This is a genomic window from Sphingobacterium composti (assembly GCF_009829075.1).
Classification (GTDB): Bacteria; Bacteroidota; Bacteroidia; order Sphingobacteriales; family Sphingobacteriaceae; genus Sphingobacterium; species Sphingobacterium composti.
Genome location: NZ_WUQZ01000024.1, coordinates 1 through 21639, shown reverse-complemented (window position 1 = coordinate 21639; position 21639 = coordinate 1). Strand labels below are relative to the sequence as shown.

Sequence of the window (21639 nt, the reverse complement as noted above, 5' to 3'; positions counted from 1 at the left end):
TAAGTTGATTAATTACTCTCTCAAAAAGAATAGAGTAGCTTACTAGCGAACCTATTCTTTTTGATCCTTAGTATATTTCAACATCCAATCATAAATTCCTTGCTGATGAAATAATCTCTCCACACTGCCATGAGTTCCACCTTTAATAATAGTGAGTTTAGCATCTGCATTATTATTACATTTTTTAATAGCATTATACATTTTTTTTGATTCTGAAGCAGGAACAGCTTTATCAGCGCTTCCATGTTGAATCCACAATGGTACCTCTGCAAGATTGCAAGCGTCACTAACATTTCCTCCCCCACATATTGCTACGGCCGCTGCTATACGATCTGGATATTTTCCAGCGAGATGCATCGTACCATATCCGCCCATACTCATTCCACAAACATATACACGACTAGAGTCACCATTATAATTTTCCAAGACATAATCTATTACTTCCATTACATTATCTGGATCCCACCCCCTATTGGTTTGAGGCGCTACTACAATTGCATTTGGCAATTCAAGGCCTTTATCTTTAGCATATAATACACCATATCGCTTTACCCTATCTAAATTTGTACCTGACAAACTGCGACCATGTAAAAAGACAATAATTGGTAGTTTTTCAATCCTAGTTTCGTAAGTATCTGGTAAATGTAATAGGAAATTATAGTTTGTCTTATTTAAAACAGGAATCGTTTCACCTTTACTAGGGAAAATATTAAAGATTAAAATAAACAAGATTAGTATAGTGCGCATAGAATTAACAAGTAAACGATTTAAGTTTAAAGTCGCTAAATTACAAAAATATAGTTAATAATAAATTTTTGGTGACTTTGCTATGACATTTCGGGTTTAATTCGTAATATTAGGCAAAATCAAAACGATGAAAATCTCTAAGAAAACAGTTATAATTGGTAGCATATTAGCAATAGTAATTGCAATTTCTGCATTTACTAAACAGCCAGCACAAGAAAGCAATAAACCTAAAAATTTAAAAGTACTACCCAAGAATATCTCAGCTGAGGAATTAACTAAGGTTATGCGAGGATTTAATGCTGCTTTAGGTGTTAAATGTGGATATTGTCATGCATCTAAATCCAATGGTGAAAAAGGTATGGACTTTGCAAGTGACTCAAACCCTAAAAAGAATGTAGCGCGTGAAATGATTAATATGACTAAAAAAATTAACAAAAAATATTTCAACCAAGATCGCGATGGTGTTGTTAAAAACATTAGTTGCGAAACCTGTCATAATGGTCAATCTAGCCCAAAAACAATAGAAATCTCTAAATGAATATTCTATTATTGATACTGTTAATAAATTATATGCAGATCTAATTTTTCAATTACTATCTATAAAAGTGTATCTCGATGAAAAGAAGAGGGATTGAGAAGTTAATACTTTCTTAAAAAAGATTAAGAAAATAATTATTGAAAGAATCTTAGAGGCAATTTACGATGATGCCTCTAAGTTCCAATAGTTTTATTATCTAAAATTATAGGTTAGTCCAATTGTTGCAATTCCATTACCTTCAAAGTTATTACCTCCTTTTTCACCATCAAATGAATCCGACATGATATTACCCTTTACATCAATATTAAAATCTAATTTATTGTTTATGCGAAATGTTTGAATTAATCCAAAATTCATAGTCAAATTAGTGGTCTTTTGTTTATTGGTTGCAGCTATAATACCTATGCCACCATATGGGATTAAACTGTACATTCTATTTAAATCTATATCTAACGCGTCATTTGTCCAGTGGAATAATAAATCCGCATGAACATTAATAAAATTAAATTCTTGATCATATAAGAAATGTGGACTACCAATCACCATTTCTTTACTAGTTGCCAAAGGTCCTTCTTTTGTCAAACCTTTCATCTTGAAACCATTAATCCCTGCTCTAACACCAAAACTCTGGTTAAGCCACTTTCCAGCACTTATTTCAAAGTTTGGAGTTAATCTTTTAAACATGCTTTCTTGTTTGTCGTGGTCACCTAAATAAAACTGTGTACCAACATTCACTGAAGAAAACCATTTTGTGAAATTTCTTAATGATCTATATTGTGTTGGACCATCTTCCACTGGTTCATTTGCTGATACAGCAGAGCTTACTAATATTGAAACGAAAAAAGTAAATAAAAATTTATAATTCATAATATCTTAAGTTAGTTTTAAGGAAATATTGTTGCTCAAAATTAGCTTTTTATACAACTTTAAAGATTTTTTTTTTAAGTAGACTTTTCACTACATCAGCTACAATAATTTACAAAAACCGCTTAACTACACACTCTAGTGAGTTTTTATAAGAAAAATGAGTACATTTATCCTATGCATAAATTTTATTTTTCGTAATGAAAATACTACATACCGCTGATTGGCATCTAGGAAAAAAGCTTGATTTTATAAGTCGTATCGATGAACAACGTGAAGTTCTTCAAGAAATATGCGAACTAGCAGACCAACAACAAGTTGATTTAGTCGTAGTCGCAGGAGATTTATTTGATACTTTCAACCCTCCCGTTGATGCTACCGAATTGCTATATAATACCTTAAAAAGATTAACAGCAAATGGAACACGCCCTGTAATCGCGATAGCAGGCAATCACGATTCTCCAGATAGAATTGACTCTCCAGATCCATTAGCTCGCGCTTGTGGTATTATCTTCATTGGTTATCCACACGCGGAAATTAAACCATTCACGATGAATGATGATTTTCAGATTACTAGATCCGATAAAGGATTTATTGAAATAAAATTGAAGCATATTGAATACCCTGTTAGGATACTTACAACAGCTTATGCTAATGAGCTTCGATTAAAACAGTTTTTGGGTATTGAAAACAAAGGAGAACAATTAAATGAAGTGCTAAAATGCAACTGGAAAAATTTAGCAGATAAGTATTGCGACAATACAGGCGTAAATATTTTAACAGCTCATTTATATATGTTGCAACGCGGAGGGGAAATATTAGAAGAGCCCGAGGGCGAAAAACCTATAAAGATAGGAAATGCTGATATTGTATATACTGATGCAATACCATCGCAAATACAATATACAGCTCTCGGCCATCTTCATAGATTTCAATTTATTAAAGGCCATATAAATCCTGTCGTATATTCGAGCTCACCACTGTCATATAGTTTTTCGGAAGCTGGACAAGAGAAAAAAGTCATAATAGTTAATACTAAACCTAATGAACAAGCCTCTGTCGAAGCCATCCCATTACGTAGTGGCAAACAATTACGTCGTATGACCTTTGACAATGTAGATCAAGCAGTTGCATGGCTTCATGAAAACCCATATACTTTGGTTGAACTTACTATGATAAGTGATACTTTCATGTCTTCTTCGGATTTAAAAAGAATTCATGAAGCTCATGATGGTATAGTACATATTATTCCAATTGTAAAAAATAATATAAGTGATAAAGTAACAAGTGATAATAAAGAGCTAAATCAAAATATTCACTCCTTATTTGGTGATTATTTTAAGAGTAAATATGGTCAAGAGCCGAATGACGAAATAAAGTCATTATTCAACGAAGTACTAACGTATTCTAAAGATTGGGAGGAGTAAAATGCTACCATTATATTTAAGTATAGAAGGTCTATATTCGTATCAACAAAAGCAAGAAATTGATTTTACAAAACTGACAGAAGCTGGTTTATTTGGAATATTTGGGACTGTTGGTTCTGGAAAATCTTCCGTTTTAGAAGCTATTGGTTATGCATTATATGGAGAAACGGAACGATTAAATAGCAAAGAAAAGCGAACTTATAATATGTTGAATTTGAAATCTAATCATGTATTGATAGATTTTCAATTTTTAAATTTTGAAGGTAGAAAATTCCGTTTCGTAGCACAATGGAGACGTAAAAAGAAATTTCAAGACATAACAGATCATGAAAGAAATGCTTACGAATGGAAAGATAATGCTTGGGTTCCATTGGGATCAAATGATGGTGCTACTGTCACAAATCTCTCCTACCCAAACTTTCGAAGAACGATAATTATTCCGCAAGGTCAATTCAAAGAGTTTTTAGAATTAAAAGGAAAAGATCGTTCTGAAATGATGAAAGAGATTTTCTTCTTAAATCAGTATGATTTAGGTCCCAAAGTTTCCCATTTGTTGGCTGATAATAATAAGAAAATTGAAAATATTAAGGGAGCTTTAAGTGCTTATGATGAAGTCAATGAAGAGGTAATCCTTGATAAAACAGAGCAATTCGATGTATTAGCAAAAACATTGGATACAATCAAAGATGATTATCAAGTACTTGAAAAAAAATTTAATGAATTAGAAACTACTAAACAGATGAAACTTGATTTAGTAGCTAAAAAGGAAGAGTTATCATCATTAGAACAGAAAAAAATTCATATTCAAAAAGCAGAGTTGGAAGTAAACGAATTTGAGTTGATTTCTTCAAATTTTAGGGAGCATTTAAATAATTTCACCTCTATAACATCAAGCAAGAATACATTATTAACAAAAATAGAAGGATTAAAAGAGTCAAAAGACAAAACTAAATCCTTATTAATTGAAGTTGAAAAATCTCTTGAAGACATAACGCCTAAATACGAAGGACTTGATGAATTAAAAACTGAAATACAGGACATTAAACGATTAAAAGAAAATCTAACCTCCTTACAAGCAAAAAATGAAAAAGAGGCTGGCATTATAAAAGGACAAGAGTTTCTAAATACACAAAAAATAATTGAAGAAAATTTAGCTGGCAACATCCAAGAATTAGAAAAAGAAATTGAACGATTAAAAAGTAATCAGATTAAATCTTCCGAACTTCTGGAAATTGATACTTGGTATCAAAAAGAACAACAATTTCAGAAAGATCTATCCGAAAAGAAACAGCAAATACAGGAGACTTTGATGCAAATTGAAGATCTAAAAAATAAATTCAAGGCATTAGGTTGCACGGAGACTGACTGGAAAGATGTAATCACGCAAAAAAAAGAACTATTATCACAATCCGAAGAAAATATTAAAAATCAGGAGAGTGAATTACGGTTGAAACAAGAATTAGCCCATTATGCACATAATCTACATGATGGAGAAGCTTGTCCATTATGTGGATCTTTAGAGCATCCGTCCCCAATGCAAATAGATACTTTAGATAAAGAGTTCGTTCAAATAACCAATGATAAAAATGAGCTGATTGCAAAAAAGCAGGAACTGGATAAACAAATTGTTGATCTCCAATTAGCCAGCAGAATTATTGTTGAAAAAGAGCATCAGTGTAGGGATTTTAATGAGAGTGTACTTGGATTGGGCAAACTTATTGAAATACATCATTCATCTTTTAAATGGGAAGATTTTGATAAAACAGATAAAAGCAAGTTTGACAAAAAGAAAAGCGCAATTTTCGAAGAAGAGGAAAAACTGAAACTTCTGGATCAAGATTTGAAAACTAAAAGAGAACAATTACAGAAAACTATAGATACAATCACAAAATCGGAACGTAAACTTAATGAATATCTAAATGAAGTAAAAATATTGGAGGCAAGTATTGTTCAGAATTTACAACAGATTCAAGTTATAGATATTAGTTTGTATAAAGTTTTTGACGAAAATACACTTGATGAAAAGTCGAAACTCATTGAGTCAACTATTAGAGAGACTCAAACAAAATATACTAACTATACTAAACAATTATTAGAATATAGAACAAATTACGCAGAAATACAAGGAGCTTATAATGAGGCTAAAGAACAATATTCAATTTATGCAGCAAAACTACAAGAGACGCAGAATTTATTACATAAACTTTTAGTAGAGTTCAACTATCCTGATATAGCAACCATTAACGCTATTCTCATTAAGAATTTAAATATCAATCTTGTAAGAAAAAATATTCAAGACTTTTATCTGCAATATAACACACTTCAACAAAGGATTCAAGAGCTAGAAGAAAAAACAATAACTGATGGTTATTCAATTGAAAAGCATAAGGAAATAGCTGAATTAGTTCAATTAAAAAAAGAAGAACTGCAACTACAAATTGAAATCTATGGAGCACTAAAAGAAGATATTGAGCGATTGACTATTGATTTCTCGAAAAAGAAAGAATTACTTGCCTCATTCGGATTATTAGAAACAAGAAAGAAGAACCTAGACATATTATTTAATATGTTTAAAGGCAATGGATTCGTTAATTATGTTTCAAGTATTCATTTACAGCGGTTGTGCGAAATTGCTAACCAACGTTTTCATCGGTTGACCAAGAATCAATTAAGTCTTGTTATTAATGAAAATAACGAGTTCGAGGTCGTAGATTATTTAAATAACGGCTATAAACGTTCTGCAAAGACACTTTCCGGCGGACAATCATTTCAAGCATCTTTATGTTTGGCTCTTGCACTAGCAGAAAACATTCAATCACTTAATAAAGCTGATAAAAACTTTTTCTTTATTGACGAAGGTTTCGGAACTCAAGATACAGATAGTATAAATACCGTATTTGACACATTGCAATATCTCCATCAAGAAAATCGAGTGGTGGGGATTATTTCTCACGTGGAAGAACTTAAAGAGCGCATGCCAAGATCAATTACTGTGATAAAAGATCTTGATAAAGGAAGTCAAATTATTATTAATTAAAAAGAGTATATGGCACTTTCTAAGGAACTGTGTAAATTAAAAAATATGGAGTTCAGTTGTTTAGTTACAATTGGACTCTTTTTTCAAATAAAGTTTAAGGGGGTAAAATATGGGTAAATTAATTATAAATACACCCTTATATCAAAATTAAAGGGACTGTCTCACGAACTGTGTAAATTAATTATAATTACACCCTTATATCAAAATTAAAATAAGGACTTTATTACCTGCCTTTCACCATTAAACTCAAAAGACTCTCCTACAGATTTACCGACAAGCACTTTTCCGATAGGTGAAGCTGTAGAAATACTAAAAACTCTCTCTGCTTCGATATGAACCAAGCCAATGCTCGTCGCCAAGAAATAAATCGCTTTGTCGGTTTCGATGATAGAACCCAAAACAGCCTTGCCATTATCAGTCTTTTGTATTTTAATACTATTCAAGATTTCAACTTCTTGATTCAGGGCTTTAAGCTGTTGTTCATAACGATTCAAATCCTGCTGAATCATTTCACGACTAGTTTCGTATTTATCTCCTGCGCTACTTTTCGTGTCATCCTGCAAACTTTGATTTGCATCGTGAATGGCCAAATTGACCTGTTCTACTTTTTCATTCAAAATTACAAAACAAGCTTCGACTATCTTTTCCTTATTCATTTCTCTAAAAAATAAACAAAGCGCCCATCACAGGATAGGCGCTTTATAAAAATTGATTTCGTTATATTAATTTTTTAAAGCTTCTTTAACATTGTTTGCTTTTTCCTTAGTTTTATCAGCTACATCCTTAGCTGCATCACTAACTGCTTTAGCACCAGATTCAATTTTATCGCCAGCTTTATCTGCCGTGTTTTCGATTGCATCGCCGGTCTTTTTAGCAGCATCTTTTGTTGCATCAACAGTATTATCGATTCCTTCTTTAGCACTCTCTGCGGCATTTTTCATATCTGCCTTAGCTTTTTCCCATACAGACTCAGCGTCGGCTAAAGTTTTGCGAGCAGCTTCTTCGGCTTTTTTATCGCCTTTAGAGACAGCTGCATCTAATTCTGCTTTAGCTTTGTTGTAATCTTCTTCAGCTTTGTGATAAGCATCGTGCGCTGCATTATCCAAATGCTCATGAGTATGGTCAACATGTTCACCAACAGAAACTTCTCCATCGGCATTTTTATCCTTTGAAGGTGTATTATTACATGCTGCAAAAGATAATGCTGCAGCAGCAACAGCTAATAAAGCAATTTTTTTCATTTTTATAAGTTTAAAATTATTAAATGCTTTAATAAGCGCAATATTTATGCCAAATAACAATAAATTATTTACTGTAAATAGTACCCTTTGCTGCTTCAAGCGTATTTTTCAATAAGCCCACAATTGTCATCAGTCCTACACCACCTGGTACTGGAGTAATCCAAGACGCTTTTTTCGACACTTCTTCGAAATCGACATCTCCATACAATTTAAAACCAGATTTTGTTTCTGTAGAATTTTCTCTATTGATGCCGACATCAATGACGATCGCACCATCTTTCACCATATCAGCAGTAACAAAATTTTTCTTACCTATAGCCGCAACAATGATATCACCACGAAGAACTTCAGTTCTCAAATCTACAGTACGACTATGAGTCAATGTCACTGTACAATTTCCAGGATTACTATTACGAGCCAATAATATACTCATCGGAGAACCAACGATATTGCTCCGACCTACGACCACCGCATGCTTACCCGAAGTATCAATACCATAATGTTCTAACATCAACATAATACCGTAAGGTGTAGCAGGAATGAAGCATGGCAAATTACGTTGCATACGACCTAAGTTGATCGGATGAAAACCATCTACATCTTTGCGATAGTCGATAGCCTCCGTAATTTTATCAGGATCAATATGTTTAGGCAAAGGTAATTGAACGATTAGACCGTCGATATTCTCATCTTTATTGATTTCTTCAATTTTAGCAATCAATTCAGCTTCTGTAATATCAACTCCGTAACGAATATTAGTAGATTCAAAACCGACTAACTCGCAGTTGCGCATTTTACTTGCTACATAGGTTTCGCTACCGCCATCATTTCCGACCAAAATCGCAACTAAATGTGGCTTACGACCAGCTTGCGCTGTAAATTCAGCAGCTTCCCTCTTAATATCTTCTTTAATCTTAGCGGATACTTCTTTACCGTCTAATAATCTCATTCTTATATAATTTTTATAGGTTGATTGCTTATTAATCTAATTTCAAAACAGCCATAAACGCCGATTGAGGAATCTCTACGTTACCTACCTGACGCATACGTTTTTTACCCTTTTTCTGTTTTTCTAATAATTTACGCTTACGCGAAATATCACCACCATAACATTTAGCAGTTACATCTTTACGTAATGCAGAAATGGTCTCACGCGCAATAATCTTTGCACCAATTGATGCTTGAATACGAATTTCGAATTGTTGACGTGGTAAAAGTTCTTTTAACTTCTCACAAATCTTTTTACCAAAATCATACGCATTACTACGGTGAATCAACGATGATAGTGCATCCACAGGTTCATCATTAAGGCGGATGTCCAATTTCACCAAATCCGATTGTCTATAGCCGATTTGATGGTAATCAAACGATGCATATCCTTTAGAAATGGTTTTTAATTTATCATAGAAATCGAATACAATCTCTCCCATTGGCATCTCAAAAACCAATTCTACACGATCAGAAGTCAAGTATGATTGATTAATGATAGTACCACGCTTCTGAATACAAAGTGACATAACAGGACCAACAAAATCAGCTTTGGTAATGATATTTGCTTTGATGTAAGGCTCTTCAATCATATCCAATTTACTTGGATCTGGCAAGTCAGATGGATTATGAACAACAATCTCCTCTTTATCCTTTGTCATGTAGGCCTTGTAGGACACGTTGGGAACTGTCGTAATTACCGTCATATTGAACTCACGTTCCAAACGCTCTTGGATAATTTCCATGTGAAGCATTCCTAAGAAACCACAACGGAAACCAAATCCCAATGCAGCTGATGATTCTGGTTCGAAAACCAAGGAAGCGTCATTCAACTGCAAACGGTGCATCGATTCACGCAATTCTTCGTAATCTTCAGTATCTACTGGATAAATACCCGCAAAAACCATCGGTTTTACCTCTTCAAATCCTTGAATAGCATCAGTACTTGGACGGTCTTTATGCGTGATTGTATCCCCTACTTTTACTTCACGAGCTTCTTTGATGCCAGAGATGATATAGCCTACATCACCTGTTTTAATCACATCTTTCGCAACTTGATTTAATTTCAATGTACCCACCTCATCCGCAAAGTATTCTTTTCCTGTTGCAATGAATTTTACTTTATCACCTTTACGTATTTCGCCATTCTCCACTTTAAAATACGCCATGATTCCACGGAATGAGTTAAACACCGAGTCAAAAATCAAAGCTTGCAGCGGTGCATCAGGATCCCCTACTGGAGCTGGCACTCGCTCAACTATAGCTCTCAAAATATCAGGAATTCCCAAACCAGTTTTACCCGAAGCTGGGATAATATCTTCACGTTTACCTCCAATCAAATCAATGATTTGGTCTTTTACCTCTTCAGGCATCGCTCCTGGCAAGTCCATCTTATTTAGAATAGGTATGATTTCTAAATCATGCTCCATTGCTAAATATAGATTCGAAATTGTCTGTGCTTGAATACCTTGTGAAGCATCAACGATTAATAGCGCACCTTCACACGCCGCGATAGAACGCGATACCTCATAAGAGAAATCCACGTGCCCAGGCGTATCTATAAGATTCAAAGTATATTTTTCACCATCTTGGATATAATCCATCTGGATTGCGTGACTTTTGATCGTGATACCACGTTCACGCTCCAAATCCATATTATCCAAAAGCTGAGCTTGCGCTTCACGTTGAGAAATCGTATTGGTATATTCTAATAATCTATCCGCCAAGGTACTTTTACCGTGGTCAATGTGTGCTATAATACAAAAATTACGTATATGCTTCATACAGGTGTTATGCCTTCAAATTTAAAAAGCAAATATACTGTATTTATGTGAAGAAATATGCAGTAAAACGTTTAGCATAAGTAGATTTTTTGGAGAATAAAAAAGGGTTATTGATCTTCAATCAATAACCCTCCTACTATATAGAAAGTTTGGTATTACAATTTACTGTTAACGTCAACAGCATTTAATTCTTCAAATGCTTGCGTCAAACGAGCAACAAATGCCTCTTCACCTTTGCGTAACCATACGCGCGGATCGTAGTATTTTTTGTTTGGAGAATCTTCACCTTCTGGGTTACCGATTTGCGCTTGTAAATAATCGTGGTTTTTAGCTTCGTAAGAACGCACACCATCCCACATTGCCCATTGCATGTCTGTATCAATGTTCATTTTGATCGCACCGTATGAGATTGCTTCAGCAATTTCTTCTGGAGATGAACCCGAACCACCATGGAACACGAAGTTAACTGGTTTTTCAGCAGTCAAATTAAATTTCTCACGAATATATTCTTGAGAATTGTGCAAGATAACTGGTTGTAATTTCACGTTACCTGGTTTGTACACACCATGTACATTTCCAAAAGCAGCAGCTACTGTGAATTTATCAGATACTTTTGATAACTCTTCGTAAGCGTAAGCCACCTCTTCAGGTTGAGTATATAATTTTGAGCTATCTACGTCAGAGTTGTCTACACCATCTTCTTCACCACCTGTTACACCTAATTCAATTTCAACAGTCATACCTAGTGGTTTCATACGCGCTAAGTATTTTGCAGATATCTCAATATTTTCTTCTAATGGTTCTTCTGACAAATCCAACATGTGCGAAGAGAATAAAGGCTTACCGTTTTGTGCAAAGAATTTCTCACCAGCATCCAATAAACCATCAATCCAAGGAAGTAATTTTTTAGCAGCGTGGTCAGTATGCAAGATAACAGCAACACCATAATGCTCTGCTAATAAATGCACATGCTGAGCTGCTGAAACAGCACCTAAGATACATGCCTTTAATCCATCGTTATTTAATGTTTTACCAGCATAGAATTGCGCACCACCATTAGATAATTGTACAATAACTGGAGAATTTACAGCTTTAGCAGTTTCTAATACTGCATTAATAGAATTTGTTCCTATTACGTTTACAGCAGGTAATGCAAATTTGTGCTTTTTAGCAATTTCAAATAACTCTTGAACTTGATCACCTGTTAAAACACCTTTATAATCTTTTAGGCTCATTTTTGTATTATTTTTAATGAAGTGATAAAAATATAATTATTTTGTCAATTAAAAAAATATAGTGTAAAAAATACACTATCAAAATTAGATTTCTTTCTCAAAATATAATTTATCAAATTGAGAATCATTTCATTAAACACATTAGCTTATTTATTATATTTGATATACATCTGTAAAAGACAACTTCATAGATCTAGTTTTTTATAAAAAGCTAACATTCGTTAAACTCTTCACTAAAAAGCAAGGAAATAAAAAAATCACTACATTTATAGTATTTATTATTGCAATCTAAAATATATCATGTTGAACGTCTACGGAATTAAGAATTGTAACACTGTTAAAAAAGCATTGGATTGGTTAAATGATCATAATATCCAATATACATTTCATGATTATAAAAAAGAGCCAGCAAAGGATTCAAAATTAATCGAATGGCAAAAATTGGTTTCTTGGGAATCTCTGATCAACAAAAAAGGTACTACATGGAAAAAACTCTCTCCAGAACAACAAGCCGCTGTAGTGGATGAACTGTCAGCACGCGAAGTATTATTACAAAACAATAGCATGATCAAACGTCCGATTGTTGAATTGAAAAATGAAATTATTTTAGGCTTCGATGAACAAATTTACCAACAAAAGCTTTCTTCATTATGATAAATAAAATATCTAAATATCTTTTAGCAGCTTTAGCTATCTCGCTATCAACTCCGCAAATTTCTGAAGCACAAACTAGAGGCGAGTATAGTTATTTAGAAGCTTTTGGTCCAGGATTTTATACTTCGGATGGAACAATTTACCGTTCGGCAAGTGGAAAACCAGGTCCAGCGTATTGGCAGAATGCAGCAAGTTATTCAATTAAAGCTTCGCTTGATGACATAACAGATAGAATCAAGGGCTCTTTGACGATGACCTATACCAATAATAGTCCTGAATCATTAGACTTCGTATGGTTTCAATTAGATCAAAACCTATTTAATTCAACATCAAGAGGTCAAGCAATAGTTCCACTAACTGAAAGCAGATATGGTAGTGCAGGAAATACATTCGATGGAGGCTATGTATTAGAAAATATAAAAATAGATAATAAGGCAACTACGAATTATATAATTTCAGATACGCGTATGCGAATAAACCTTCCTAAGCCTCTAGCTGCTAAAGGAGGAAAAGTCACCTTTTCCATGGATTTTGAATTTTCTATTCCAGAATATGGGGCTGATAGAACCGGAATATTACCAACTAAAAATGGAAAAGTTTATTCTATCGCGCAATGGTATCCGCGTGTTTGTGTATTTGATGACATATTAGGCTGGAATACACATCCATATACTGGCCCAGGTGAATTTTATTTAGAATTTGGAGACTTCAACGTTGAAATAACTGCACCAGCTAATCACATTGTCGCTTTGGGTGGTGAACTTTTGAATCCTGAGGAAGTCTGGACTCCCACACAATTAACACGGTATAATGAAGCTAAAAATTCGGATAAGACCGTTATGATTCGCTCTCTGAAAGAAGTTACAGATAAAAACACAAGGCCAAACAAAAAAGAGCTGACTTGGAAATATAAACTAGAAAATGCGCACGATGTAGCTTGGACTTCTTCTGCTTCATTTATAGTGGACGCCGCAAAAATCAATTTGCCTTCGGGCAAGAAAAGTCTTGCGCTATCCTTGTATCCAGAAGAGAGTAACGGCAAAAATGGCTGGGAAAGATCTACAGAATACACAAAAGCATCAATCGAACATTATTCTAAAAAATGGCTTGAATATCCTTACCCTGTAGCAGTCAATGTAGCATCAAACGTGGGTGGGATGGAATATCCAGCATTATCATTTTGTGGTTATAACGCTAAAGGTGGTGACCTTTGGGGCGTAACAGATCACGAATTTGGACACAATTGGTTTCCAATGATTGTAGGAAGTAACGAAAGATTACACGCTTGGATGGATGAAGGTTTTAACACTTTCATAAATGAAATTTCTACGCAAAATTTCAATAAAGGCGAATACAATCAGCGTTATGGTGCAAAAAACAATTTAACACAGGTACTTTTTAACCCTGCTCTTGAGCCTGTAATGAGTTCACCACAAAATATGCGCGAACGCCATATAGGCTATTTAGCTTATTACAAACCTGCGTATGCCTTAAGATTGCTTCGTGAAGAAATTATTGGCCCCGAGCGATTTGATGTTGCTTTCAGAAAATATATTGAATATTGGGCGTACAAACATCCTACACCTAATGATTTTTTCCGTACTATTGAAAATGAAACAGGAGAAAACTTAAACTGGTATTGGAGAGGGATGTTTAAACACAATTGGCAGATGGATCAAGCGATATCCGAAGTACGCTACGTGGAATTGGATGAAAACAAAGGTGCTCTGATAACTGTTCAAAATTTAGGTAAACTTCCAATGCCTATTGAAATAGAAGCAACAATGGTCAGTGGTAAAAAAATTACAACAAAGTTGCCTGTTGAAGTCTGGGAAAGAAATAGAGTATGGACTTTCAAATTGAACTCGACAGAAAAATTATCAAAAGTTCAGTTGGATCCGCGCAATGTTTTTCCTGATATAAATCCAGATAACAATACTTGGAGCGCAAAATAAATGATAAAATACTTAATATTAGGACTCTTTGGATTTTTGGGCAGTGTATGTTATGCTCAACAAATAAATGGCTATATACATGACTTAGTCAGTAGCCAACCACTGTATAATGTAGAAATAAAAAATCTACGTACAAACGAAGTTGCTAATTCCAGTCGTGATGGTGCGTTCAAAATAGCTGGAGAAGTAAATGATTACTTAGCGGTTCATATTTTTGGATACAGTGCTGATACAATATTTTATTATGATGATGCCGTTCGTCGCATTTATCTCAACAAAGATGATAATATCTTACACATCGACGAAGTATTAGTCAAAAGATTAACAGACAATGTATTGGCTGAAGAGTTAGAAAAAGCTCGAAATGCAGGTAAAATCGTCGAAATACCTCGAAACCAAGGCGGTGTAAAAATATCTCCCTCACGTCTATTGGGACGTGAGGCAAAGATTGCTCGCAATAATGTTGATATTCTTTTCGAAGAGTATCAAGCAAGAAAGATAGATCGTAAATTCACCAAACATCTTATAGCTTCATTGCTACCGTTGAATGATGTCGATATAGCCTTGTTTAGAGAAAGATTCAGACCTACAGTTGAATTTATTGAAAATTCCAGTCCTGAAGATTTGAAAGTATATATTATAGAAAGTTATACTACATTCAAGAAATAATAAAAAAAGCGAATCAATCATTCCTTTTCTTATTATTTCTTTTGTTGATATTTAATTAAAACTAATTTCACCAAAAAAATCTGGTCTATGGAAGTTTGGTTTAGGTAATTCGATGTTATTCCAAGCTAAAAAATGAGGCTGTGGTAAGCCATCTCCGCACTTATAAAAATTGGCATGGTAAGTTTTTCCTTCAAAAGATACGTCACCAAAAATCGTTATTGGAATAATAAGATAAATCTCCCATTCTTTGTTACCTGAAACCTTCTTTAGTTGTACAAAAGCATCTACCTGTTCAATCTTTGTTGCAGAAAGTCTATGGCGTTCACTCTTTATCGCAGGACCATAACCAATTAATCCAGTACCTAATACATTAAATTCAAAATTATAATATGTTTGTTTATTATCGAGCGATAAAAAAAACTCAACACAACTATCCTCCCATACATTTTCATTTGGACGAATATAAGTTGCTTTTACAAACTCTTCTTTTACATCATAATGTAAGAATATATGTTCATCATCGTAGGCAATCTGGAATTGTACATCCGGTGTATAAGGGTATTCAGCTCCCCAAGGAGAATTATTTATTTTGTGCCAATTCAATTCTTTAAATGCAAAGCGCAAGGATTCAGCATTAATAAAGGGAATATGTATTTTACAAACCTGAACTGTATTCATTATTTTTTTATAGATAGACTATTTTTTAAAATATCCAATAAAAGAGCTTCATTCATTTCTAACTCTTGTACAAGTTTAATTTGTGCTCTTGTTCGAACCAAATTATGCTCAAGGTAATGAATTTTATAATATAAATCACCATCTATATAATCCGTTAAAAAACGAACAGCTTGCATATATGGTAATAATAGAACGCCAAAAAACAGTGATTCTATTTCTTTATCTGTTAAGAATTCAACTGCTTCTTCCAAATATCCTTCAGTATAAGCCTGAAATAGTGGTATATTTAAGATAACCTTCGATAAATCTTTTTCATCCTCCGCAGCCGAATTAATGATCGTACGAATGGCATCCCCAAAATCATAAGCGACATATCCTGCCATTACAGTATCCAAATCTATGACGCACTGTACATTATCATTCTCATCCAATAATACATTATTGAATTTAGTATCATTATGTGTAATTCGTAGAGGTAATTCTCCACTCTCAGCCATGCGCAGTACCGTACGCATACGATCTTCGCGAGAATGAATATACGCTAAGATATCTTGGACTTCATCTAAACGATTCGCCTTATTCTTTTTGATAGCCTTTTTCAGGTTATTCAATCTAAAATCGATATTATGAAAATTTGGCAAAACTTCTACGATCTTTCGAGCATCAAGTGTAGACAATTGCTTTTGAAATTGGCCAAAGGCACGTCCCCCAGAATAGGCTTGCTGATACGTCTCTACAATATCATAACTTTTTACGTCTTCCAAAAGAATAAAAACACGCCAATATTTACCCGTACTATCTTGATGGTACAATTTGCCATCAAAACAAGGTATGATAGTCAATGTATGTTTATTTACATCGGACACAGTACCCCTCATCACTAACTTTAAATGTTCCGTCACCAATTTAATATTATGCATCAATCCTTCAATATTTGGAAAAATATGATGGTTTATTCGTTGTAACAAGTATGAAGAATTTGCATTTTTTATGCTTACGCGAAAAGTATCGTTAATATGGCCAGAACCAAACTTTTCGATACTAAAAATTTCGCCAGATATATCAAATTGAGAAACTACTTTTTTGAGCTCAAAATAATCGTCATTGGTTAAATTCATGGAGTTGATTTTCAAAATAATGTCCAATATCTGCAATTCATTGTATTAAATAAAGCTTTTTTTTATATCAAACGTTTGCATCAAATACTTTTGAATTAGAATTATTTATCTTAATTAATTTATTATATTCGTAAAGAAGATTTTTATATTATATATGATAACAGAAATAGTCGTCATTTTAGTGCTTATGGTACTAAATGGTATTTTGTCCGCCTCCGAAATAGCCATAGTATCAAGTAGAAAAGCACGATTACAATCAATAAGTAATGAAAACACAGGCGCGACAAGAGCCTTAAAGCTCAAAGACGATCCTAATCAATTCTTATCTACCGTTCAAATAGGAATTACTTTAATCGGAATCTTAACTGGTTTTTTCTCGGGTGGTTCAATTTCTACTTTTATTGCTGAGTATTTAAAAACATATCCTGCAATAGCTCCTTATAGCGAGACTCTCTCTGTTGGAATAGTAGTATTAATAATCACTTATATGTCTTTGGTTATTGGCGAGCTTGTTCCAAAGCGAATAGGTATGGCCATTCCGGAAAAATATGCCTCGCTCATTGCTATTCCTATGGATACGCTGAGTAAGATTGTCAGACCTTTTGTATGGTCGTTGTCCGTATCTACAGACTTTATTGTCAAGATATTAAACATAAAAACAACTAGTAACGCAGTCACTGAAGAAGAAATAAAAGCTTTGGTGGATGAAGGCGTGACCAGTGGTGTAATTGAAGGCTTTGAGCATGACTTAGTTGATCGTTTACTTGAAATTGGTGACAAAAGAGCCATGAATATCATGGTACATCGCAATGATATCACCTATCTCGATATACAAGATTCTTTTGAGGAAATCAGAAATTATATCCTAAAATCCAATCATACCGAATATCCTGTATGCGATGGCCACTTTGATAATATGAAAGGTATTATCTCCACAAAAGATCTGTTAAAAGCTTTTCTATTGAATGATCATCCTGACTTAGAAAAACTTATTCAACCTGTACCGTTTGTGAATGAAAATAGTGGTATTTATTCTGTACTAGAAGTAATAAAAAGCAGTAAGGTAACACAAGCTGTGGTGATCGATGAGTATGGTTCACCTCAAGGGATAATTACACTAAAAGATATATTGGGTAATCTTGTAGGTGCTTTTGATGAAGAAACAAAAGAAAACAAATCAAAGTTGGTACGTCTACGTGAAGATGGTTCTTACATTATCGACGGACGTTACCAATTAGATGACTTTTTCGAACGTTTTGAAATTAACCTTTCAGAAGATGACGAGGATGAGATTTCAAATATCACTACAGTTGGAGGACTTGTGTTTCTTTACTTAGATCATATTCCTGCAGAAGGAGAATCAATTACTTACAAAGGATACAAACTGGAAGTGATTGATATGGACGGAAATCGCATAGATAAGGTCGTCATGAATAAAATCAGAATTCCGAATATAGATATTACAGATAATATTGATTAAGCAGTATGCTGCTTAATAATTGCTATTAAATCCGTTCTGGTCAATAGACCGCTTTGACGCCAAACCTGTTGACCAGATTTATACAAAATTAATGTAGGCACCCCTTGTACCGAAAAACTTCGCGCCAATGCATTATTTTTATCTACATCAATTTTGATAACACTCAAACCTTCGCCAAAGTGTTCCTTTACATCTTTCAAAATCGTCGCTAACGTTTGGCATGGCCCACACCATTCTGCCGAAAAATCTACCAACACCAAATTATTTTTCTCAATCAATTCTCTAAAACTCGCCATAATAATTCATTTAATTATAAGGAATACTCAATTTTTCCAGATCTTCAACATCCGACTTATACATATTTAGATCAACAAAACCTTTAATTCCGTTAACACTTCCCTTTTCCGAAAACTGCCAAATATCCCAATGCGCTTTGGGTGATTCTACCCAAAAATTATAATTAGCTATCCACAATTTATAATCTTTAAATTCTTTTTCTAAAAAATCGGTAAAATAACTATCCCCTGAATAAACAATTGGGCGCACTTTGTAATGCGCTTCTACTCTATCCAACCATCTTTTCAACCCAACACGAAGACTATCCATTGATTGCTTTCGTGGTCGCTCCTCAATATCTAAAACTGGAGGAAGGTCTCCTGGTTTTAATTTAACTGTTTTTATAAAATTATTCGCTTGCTTAATAGAATTTTCGTTAGGACGAAAATAATGATAAGCACCACGCAATTTATTAATTGATTTTACCCCATCCCAATTCTTTTGAAATCTGCTATCTATTGCCTTCTCTCCCATCGTCGCACGTATGAAAATGAAATCAATTGGCACTTTTTGATTGATAAAACGAACCGAATCCCATAAAATACTTCCCTGATATTGGCTTACGTCAATTCCAAATGATTTATCTGAATGCGCATCCATAAGTAATATATTCCGTGCATCATGCTTGCTTTTTTCAGAATCAGCTTTTTTAATTTCCTTGTCAAATGCTACATAATAATAATAGAGCAAGCTATGTCTATAATTCCATATAGCAATAATAAGAACCAACGCAAAAGGAATAGTAATACTCCATATCAAATAGCGTCGTCTCTCCTGCGCTTCTGATGAAAAATTTTTCTTGTGCCTTTTCTGATATTTCGCCATCTTGCGACTAAAATAAGTTATTTAACAATTTCTATCAATATAGAATGAAAGTTTATAATCCCAAGGATTGGTTTACAACGGTCATACATTTGATCAAATCCCATCATTCAAAAAAAGTATTCCCTATTCTCATTCTAGTCGCATTGTTTTCATGGCTCATCGCCTATTTAGAACTTGAGTATTTCAATTTATCTGAAAAAAGCTGGATTAAAAATATAACCATTGTTCATAGTCTATTGGGATTTGTTTTGTCTTTGATATTAGTATTCCGCACAAATACAGCCTACGACAGATGGTGGGAAGCGCGAAAACAATGGGGAACTTTAACTAACGTGAGTCGAACATTATCGATAAAATTAAATGCTATGCTAAATCCTATGGACAAAGTTAATCGTAGCTTTTATCGTAAATCAATTCCGCTATATGCAGAAACTTTGTTCGATTTCTTGCGATCTGATTATACTAAGTTCATGCTAGACGCAAATGATCATCCTGAATTATTCGATCTGGATGAGAAAAAACATGGACCAAATCAGGTGGCTTCCTTAATATATCGCAAGACAAATGATTTGTATATGGAGGGTAAATTGACAGGCGATCAATTAAGAATTATTAATGAAGAAATAACATCGCTGACGAATGTATGTGGCGCCTGTGAACGTATCAAAAACACACCTATACCTATTGCATATAGTTCATTTATCAAAATATTTATTATTATATACTCCATTACGCTTCCATTTGGATACGTATTTTCAATGGGCTATTTTGTAATATTTGCTGTACCGTTTATATTTTATGTATTGTTGACTATTGAAATGATTGGAGAATCCATAGAAGAGCCCTTTGGTACTGATCCGGATGATCTACCAATAGACAAAATAACATCCAATATTAAAAAACATTGCCGAGAAATATTAGTTTCTTGAATTTGAAATACAGTTCCGCAAGTCAAATAAAATTAATTAACCTCATTTTCAATACTTAAAGCTACAAGGGTCAAATAAGTTTTGTAGATCTAGTTAGAATTTCTACTTTTGTGGCGGAGAGCTGGCAGAGTGGTCGAATGCGGCGGTCTTGAAAACCGTTAACTGTAACAGGTTCGGGGGTTCGAATCCCTCGCTCTCCGCAAATAAATCCTTTCAGAAATGAAAGGATTTTTTATTTAGACTCCTAGCCAAAGAAATAATGGATGAAGGTAAAAAAATCAAACATTTCGACAGAATCCAAGCCCTAAGAATACTTAGATTTTAATTTTCAAATTAGACAACTGCATTTCAAATTCTACGAAGAGAAATTCACTTTTCAGAAACCATCATAAATTAATCAGTTTGCCGAAAAATATTTACCTCGCCAAAATCGACAAAGCTGAAAAAATAATATATTTCATAACTGTCCTAAATAAAATTTGGCACGCATAAAATCTACTTTCTTTAATAAATTAAGACAGCTTTTGTTGAAAAATCCGAATCATAAACTATCTATTACTTTTAGAAGAGTTTAAATTGCCCAATTTTATCAGGAGGTTTGCCAGAAAAGAATGGATCATTAGCCCATTTCCAAAGATCAATTTTCACAAATATATTTAAGCGAATAAAGTTCACCAGATTGGATAAGTTCCATTCATATTTAGCCTTTTTCTGTATGTATTTGAAGAGTAGTATTCCTATTAATGCAGTCCAAATTTGGATGTAGACTGCATTTTCTGAGGTTCCTACAAAACTGGTTACTTTCAAGCGCTGTTTTAGATGTTTGAAGAACGTTTCAATCTCCCATCTTTCTTTATATAAAGACGCCACTGTTGATGCCTTCCAGGTAAAATTGTTGGTTAAGAACTCATATTCAGCATTATTTATGCTGTCCCAAAAACGAATTAGACGCATTTTCTTTCCTTGATAGTGTTTTTTAGCATCCCCATCAAGCTCAATGAGCTGATTCATAATGATGTTATTTTCCTTGAGGGCTTCACTTTGAAATGATCGAACCACTGTATATTTCATGTTGCTTTTACTACGTGTGACAAAAAAGCACTGATTGCTGTCCAAAACATTCATCCAAGCATAA

Annotated in this window: 20 protein-coding genes and 1 tRNA gene; 9 read left to right on the top strand and 12 right to left on the bottom strand. The window is 33.8% G+C overall.

Going from position 1 to position 21639, the window contains the following annotated elements:
- Positions 1–51 precede the first annotated feature (51 nt).
- A complete protein-coding gene (locus GOQ17_RS13655; RefSeq protein ID WP_159638245.1) occupies positions 52–747 on the bottom strand; it encodes a carboxylesterase family protein in 696 nt (231 codons plus the stop codon).
- A gap of 127 nt (positions 748–874) precedes the next feature.
- On the opposite strand from GOQ17_RS13655, the gene GOQ17_RS13650 reads away from it, so the two are divergent.
- Positions 875–1285: a c-type cytochrome gene (locus tag GOQ17_RS13650; RefSeq protein ID WP_159638243.1), complete on the top strand. Its 411-nt coding sequence runs from the start codon at positions 875–877 to the stop codon at positions 1283–1285.
- 192 nt (positions 1286–1477) lie between these two features.
- On the opposite strand, the gene GOQ17_RS13645 is transcribed toward GOQ17_RS13650, so the two are convergent.
- Positions 1478–2152 carry a hypothetical protein gene (locus tag GOQ17_RS13645; protein WP_159638241.1) on the bottom strand — a complete coding sequence of 225 codons (675 nt, stop codon included), beginning with the start codon at positions 2150–2152 and terminating at the stop codon, positions 1478–1480.
- A gap of 197 nt (positions 2153–2349) precedes the next feature.
- Here GOQ17_RS13645 and GOQ17_RS13640 point away from each other — a divergent pair, with 197 nt between their 5' ends.
- Positions 2350–3576, top strand: a complete 1227-nt coding sequence (locus GOQ17_RS13640; RefSeq protein ID WP_159638239.1) for a metallophosphoesterase family protein — start codon at positions 2350–2352, stop codon at positions 3574–3576.
- A gap of 1 nt (position 3577) precedes the next feature.
- Positions 3578–6613 (top strand): AAA family ATPase, encoded by a 3036-nt coding sequence (locus tag GOQ17_RS13635; protein WP_159638237.1) that lies wholly within the window; start codon positions 3578–3580, stop codon positions 6611–6613.
- 206 nt (positions 6614–6819) lie between these two features.
- On the opposite strand, the gene GOQ17_RS13630 is transcribed toward GOQ17_RS13635, so the two are convergent.
- From GOQ17_RS13630 to fbaA, 5 genes are all read right to left on the bottom strand, one after another.
- Positions 6820–7269 (bottom strand): GreA/GreB family elongation factor, encoded by a 450-nt coding sequence (locus GOQ17_RS13630; protein ID WP_159638235.1) that lies wholly within the window; start codon positions 7267–7269, stop codon positions 6820–6822.
- Positions 7270–7335: 66 nt separating this feature from the next.
- Positions 7336–7854, bottom strand: coding sequence for a hypothetical protein (locus tag GOQ17_RS13625; RefSeq protein WP_159638233.1), 519 nt, complete (start codon positions 7852–7854; stop codon positions 7336–7338).
- Between the two features lie 64 nt (positions 7855–7918).
- A complete protein-coding gene (locus GOQ17_RS13620) occupies positions 7919–8803 on the bottom strand; it encodes a bifunctional 5,10-methylenetetrahydrofolate dehydrogenase/5,10-methenyltetrahydrofolate cyclohydrolase (protein ID WP_159638231.1) in 885 nt (294 codons plus the stop codon).
- Positions 8804–8834: 31 nt separating this feature from the next.
- The gene (gene lepA / locus GOQ17_RS13615) at positions 8835–10625 is read right to left on the bottom strand and encodes a translation elongation factor 4 (protein ID WP_159638229.1); all 1791 of its coding nucleotides are present in this window, start codon (positions 10623–10625) and stop codon (positions 8835–8837) included.
- A gap of 155 nt (positions 10626–10780) precedes the next feature.
- Positions 10781–11860 (bottom strand): class II fructose-bisphosphate aldolase, encoded by a 1080-nt coding sequence (fbaA, locus tag GOQ17_RS13610; protein WP_159638227.1) that lies wholly within the window; start codon positions 11858–11860, stop codon positions 10781–10783.
- 300 nt (positions 11861–12160) lie between these two features.
- Here fbaA and GOQ17_RS13605 point away from each other — a divergent pair, with 300 nt between their 5' ends.
- From GOQ17_RS13605 to GOQ17_RS13595, 3 genes are read left to right on the top strand one after another with little or no spacing between them, the layout of a single operon-like run.
- Positions 12161–12514 carry a Spx/MgsR family RNA polymerase-binding regulatory protein gene (locus tag GOQ17_RS13605; RefSeq protein ID WP_159638225.1) on the top strand — a complete coding sequence of 118 codons (354 nt, stop codon included), beginning with the start codon at positions 12161–12163 and terminating at the stop codon, positions 12512–12514.
- Complete coding sequence (locus tag GOQ17_RS13600) at positions 12511–14469, top strand: M1 family metallopeptidase (RefSeq protein ID WP_236537155.1); 1959 nt, start codon at positions 12511–12513, stop codon at positions 14467–14469. Before GOQ17_RS13605 ends, GOQ17_RS13600 begins: the two co-directional genes overlap by 4 nt.
- A complete protein-coding gene (locus GOQ17_RS13595; RefSeq protein ID WP_159638223.1) occupies positions 14470–15138 on the top strand; it encodes a hypothetical protein in 669 nt (222 codons plus the stop codon).
- Positions 15139–15189: 51 nt separating this feature from the next.
- Here GOQ17_RS13595 and GOQ17_RS13590 read toward each other — a convergent pair whose 3' ends face one another.
- Together GOQ17_RS13590 and GOQ17_RS13585 are read right to left on the bottom strand one after the other, a co-directional pair.
- A complete protein-coding gene (locus tag GOQ17_RS13590) occupies positions 15190–15816 on the bottom strand; it encodes a carbohydrate-binding family 9-like protein (protein ID WP_159638221.1) in 627 nt (208 codons plus the stop codon).
- Entirely contained in the window at positions 15816–16934 is a 1119-nt protein-coding gene (locus tag GOQ17_RS13585) for a phosphotransferase enzyme family protein (protein WP_236537154.1), read from the bottom strand. The genes GOQ17_RS13590 and GOQ17_RS13585 overlap by 1 nt, the downstream gene beginning before the upstream one ends.
- A gap of 154 nt (positions 16935–17088) precedes the next feature.
- On the opposite strand from GOQ17_RS13585, the gene GOQ17_RS13580 reads away from it, so the two are divergent.
- On the top strand, positions 17089–18414 hold the full coding sequence (locus GOQ17_RS13580) for a hemolysin family protein (RefSeq protein ID WP_159638219.1): 1326 nt from the start codon (positions 17089–17091) through the stop codon (positions 18412–18414).
- On the opposite strand, the gene GOQ17_RS13575 is transcribed toward GOQ17_RS13580, so the two are convergent.
- Positions 18411–18710, bottom strand: a complete 300-nt coding sequence (locus GOQ17_RS13575) for a thioredoxin family protein (protein WP_159638217.1) — start codon at positions 18708–18710, stop codon at positions 18411–18413. The two genes, GOQ17_RS13580 and GOQ17_RS13575, sit on opposite strands and share 4 nt — an antisense overlap.
- A gap of 10 nt (positions 18711–18720) precedes the next feature.
- Positions 18721–19575, bottom strand: a complete 855-nt coding sequence (locus GOQ17_RS13570; RefSeq protein ID WP_159638215.1) for a glycoside hydrolase family 25 protein — start codon at positions 19573–19575, stop codon at positions 18721–18723.
- 44 nt (positions 19576–19619) lie between these two features.
- On the opposite strand from GOQ17_RS13570, the gene GOQ17_RS13565 reads away from it, so the two are divergent.
- Together GOQ17_RS13565 and GOQ17_RS13560 are read left to right on the top strand one after the other, a co-directional pair.
- Positions 19620–20504: a bestrophin family protein gene (locus GOQ17_RS13565; RefSeq protein ID WP_159638213.1), complete on the top strand. Its 885-nt coding sequence runs from the start codon at positions 19620–19622 to the stop codon at positions 20502–20504.
- 115 nt (positions 20505–20619) lie between these two features.
- Positions 20620–20704 (top strand) — tRNA-Ser (locus GOQ17_RS13560).
- Between the two features lie 361 nt (positions 20705–21065).
- Here GOQ17_RS13560 and GOQ17_RS13555 read toward each other — a convergent pair.
- The coding region (locus GOQ17_RS13555; protein WP_159638211.1) for a transposase at positions 21066–21639 on the bottom strand (574 nt) is incomplete at its 5' end.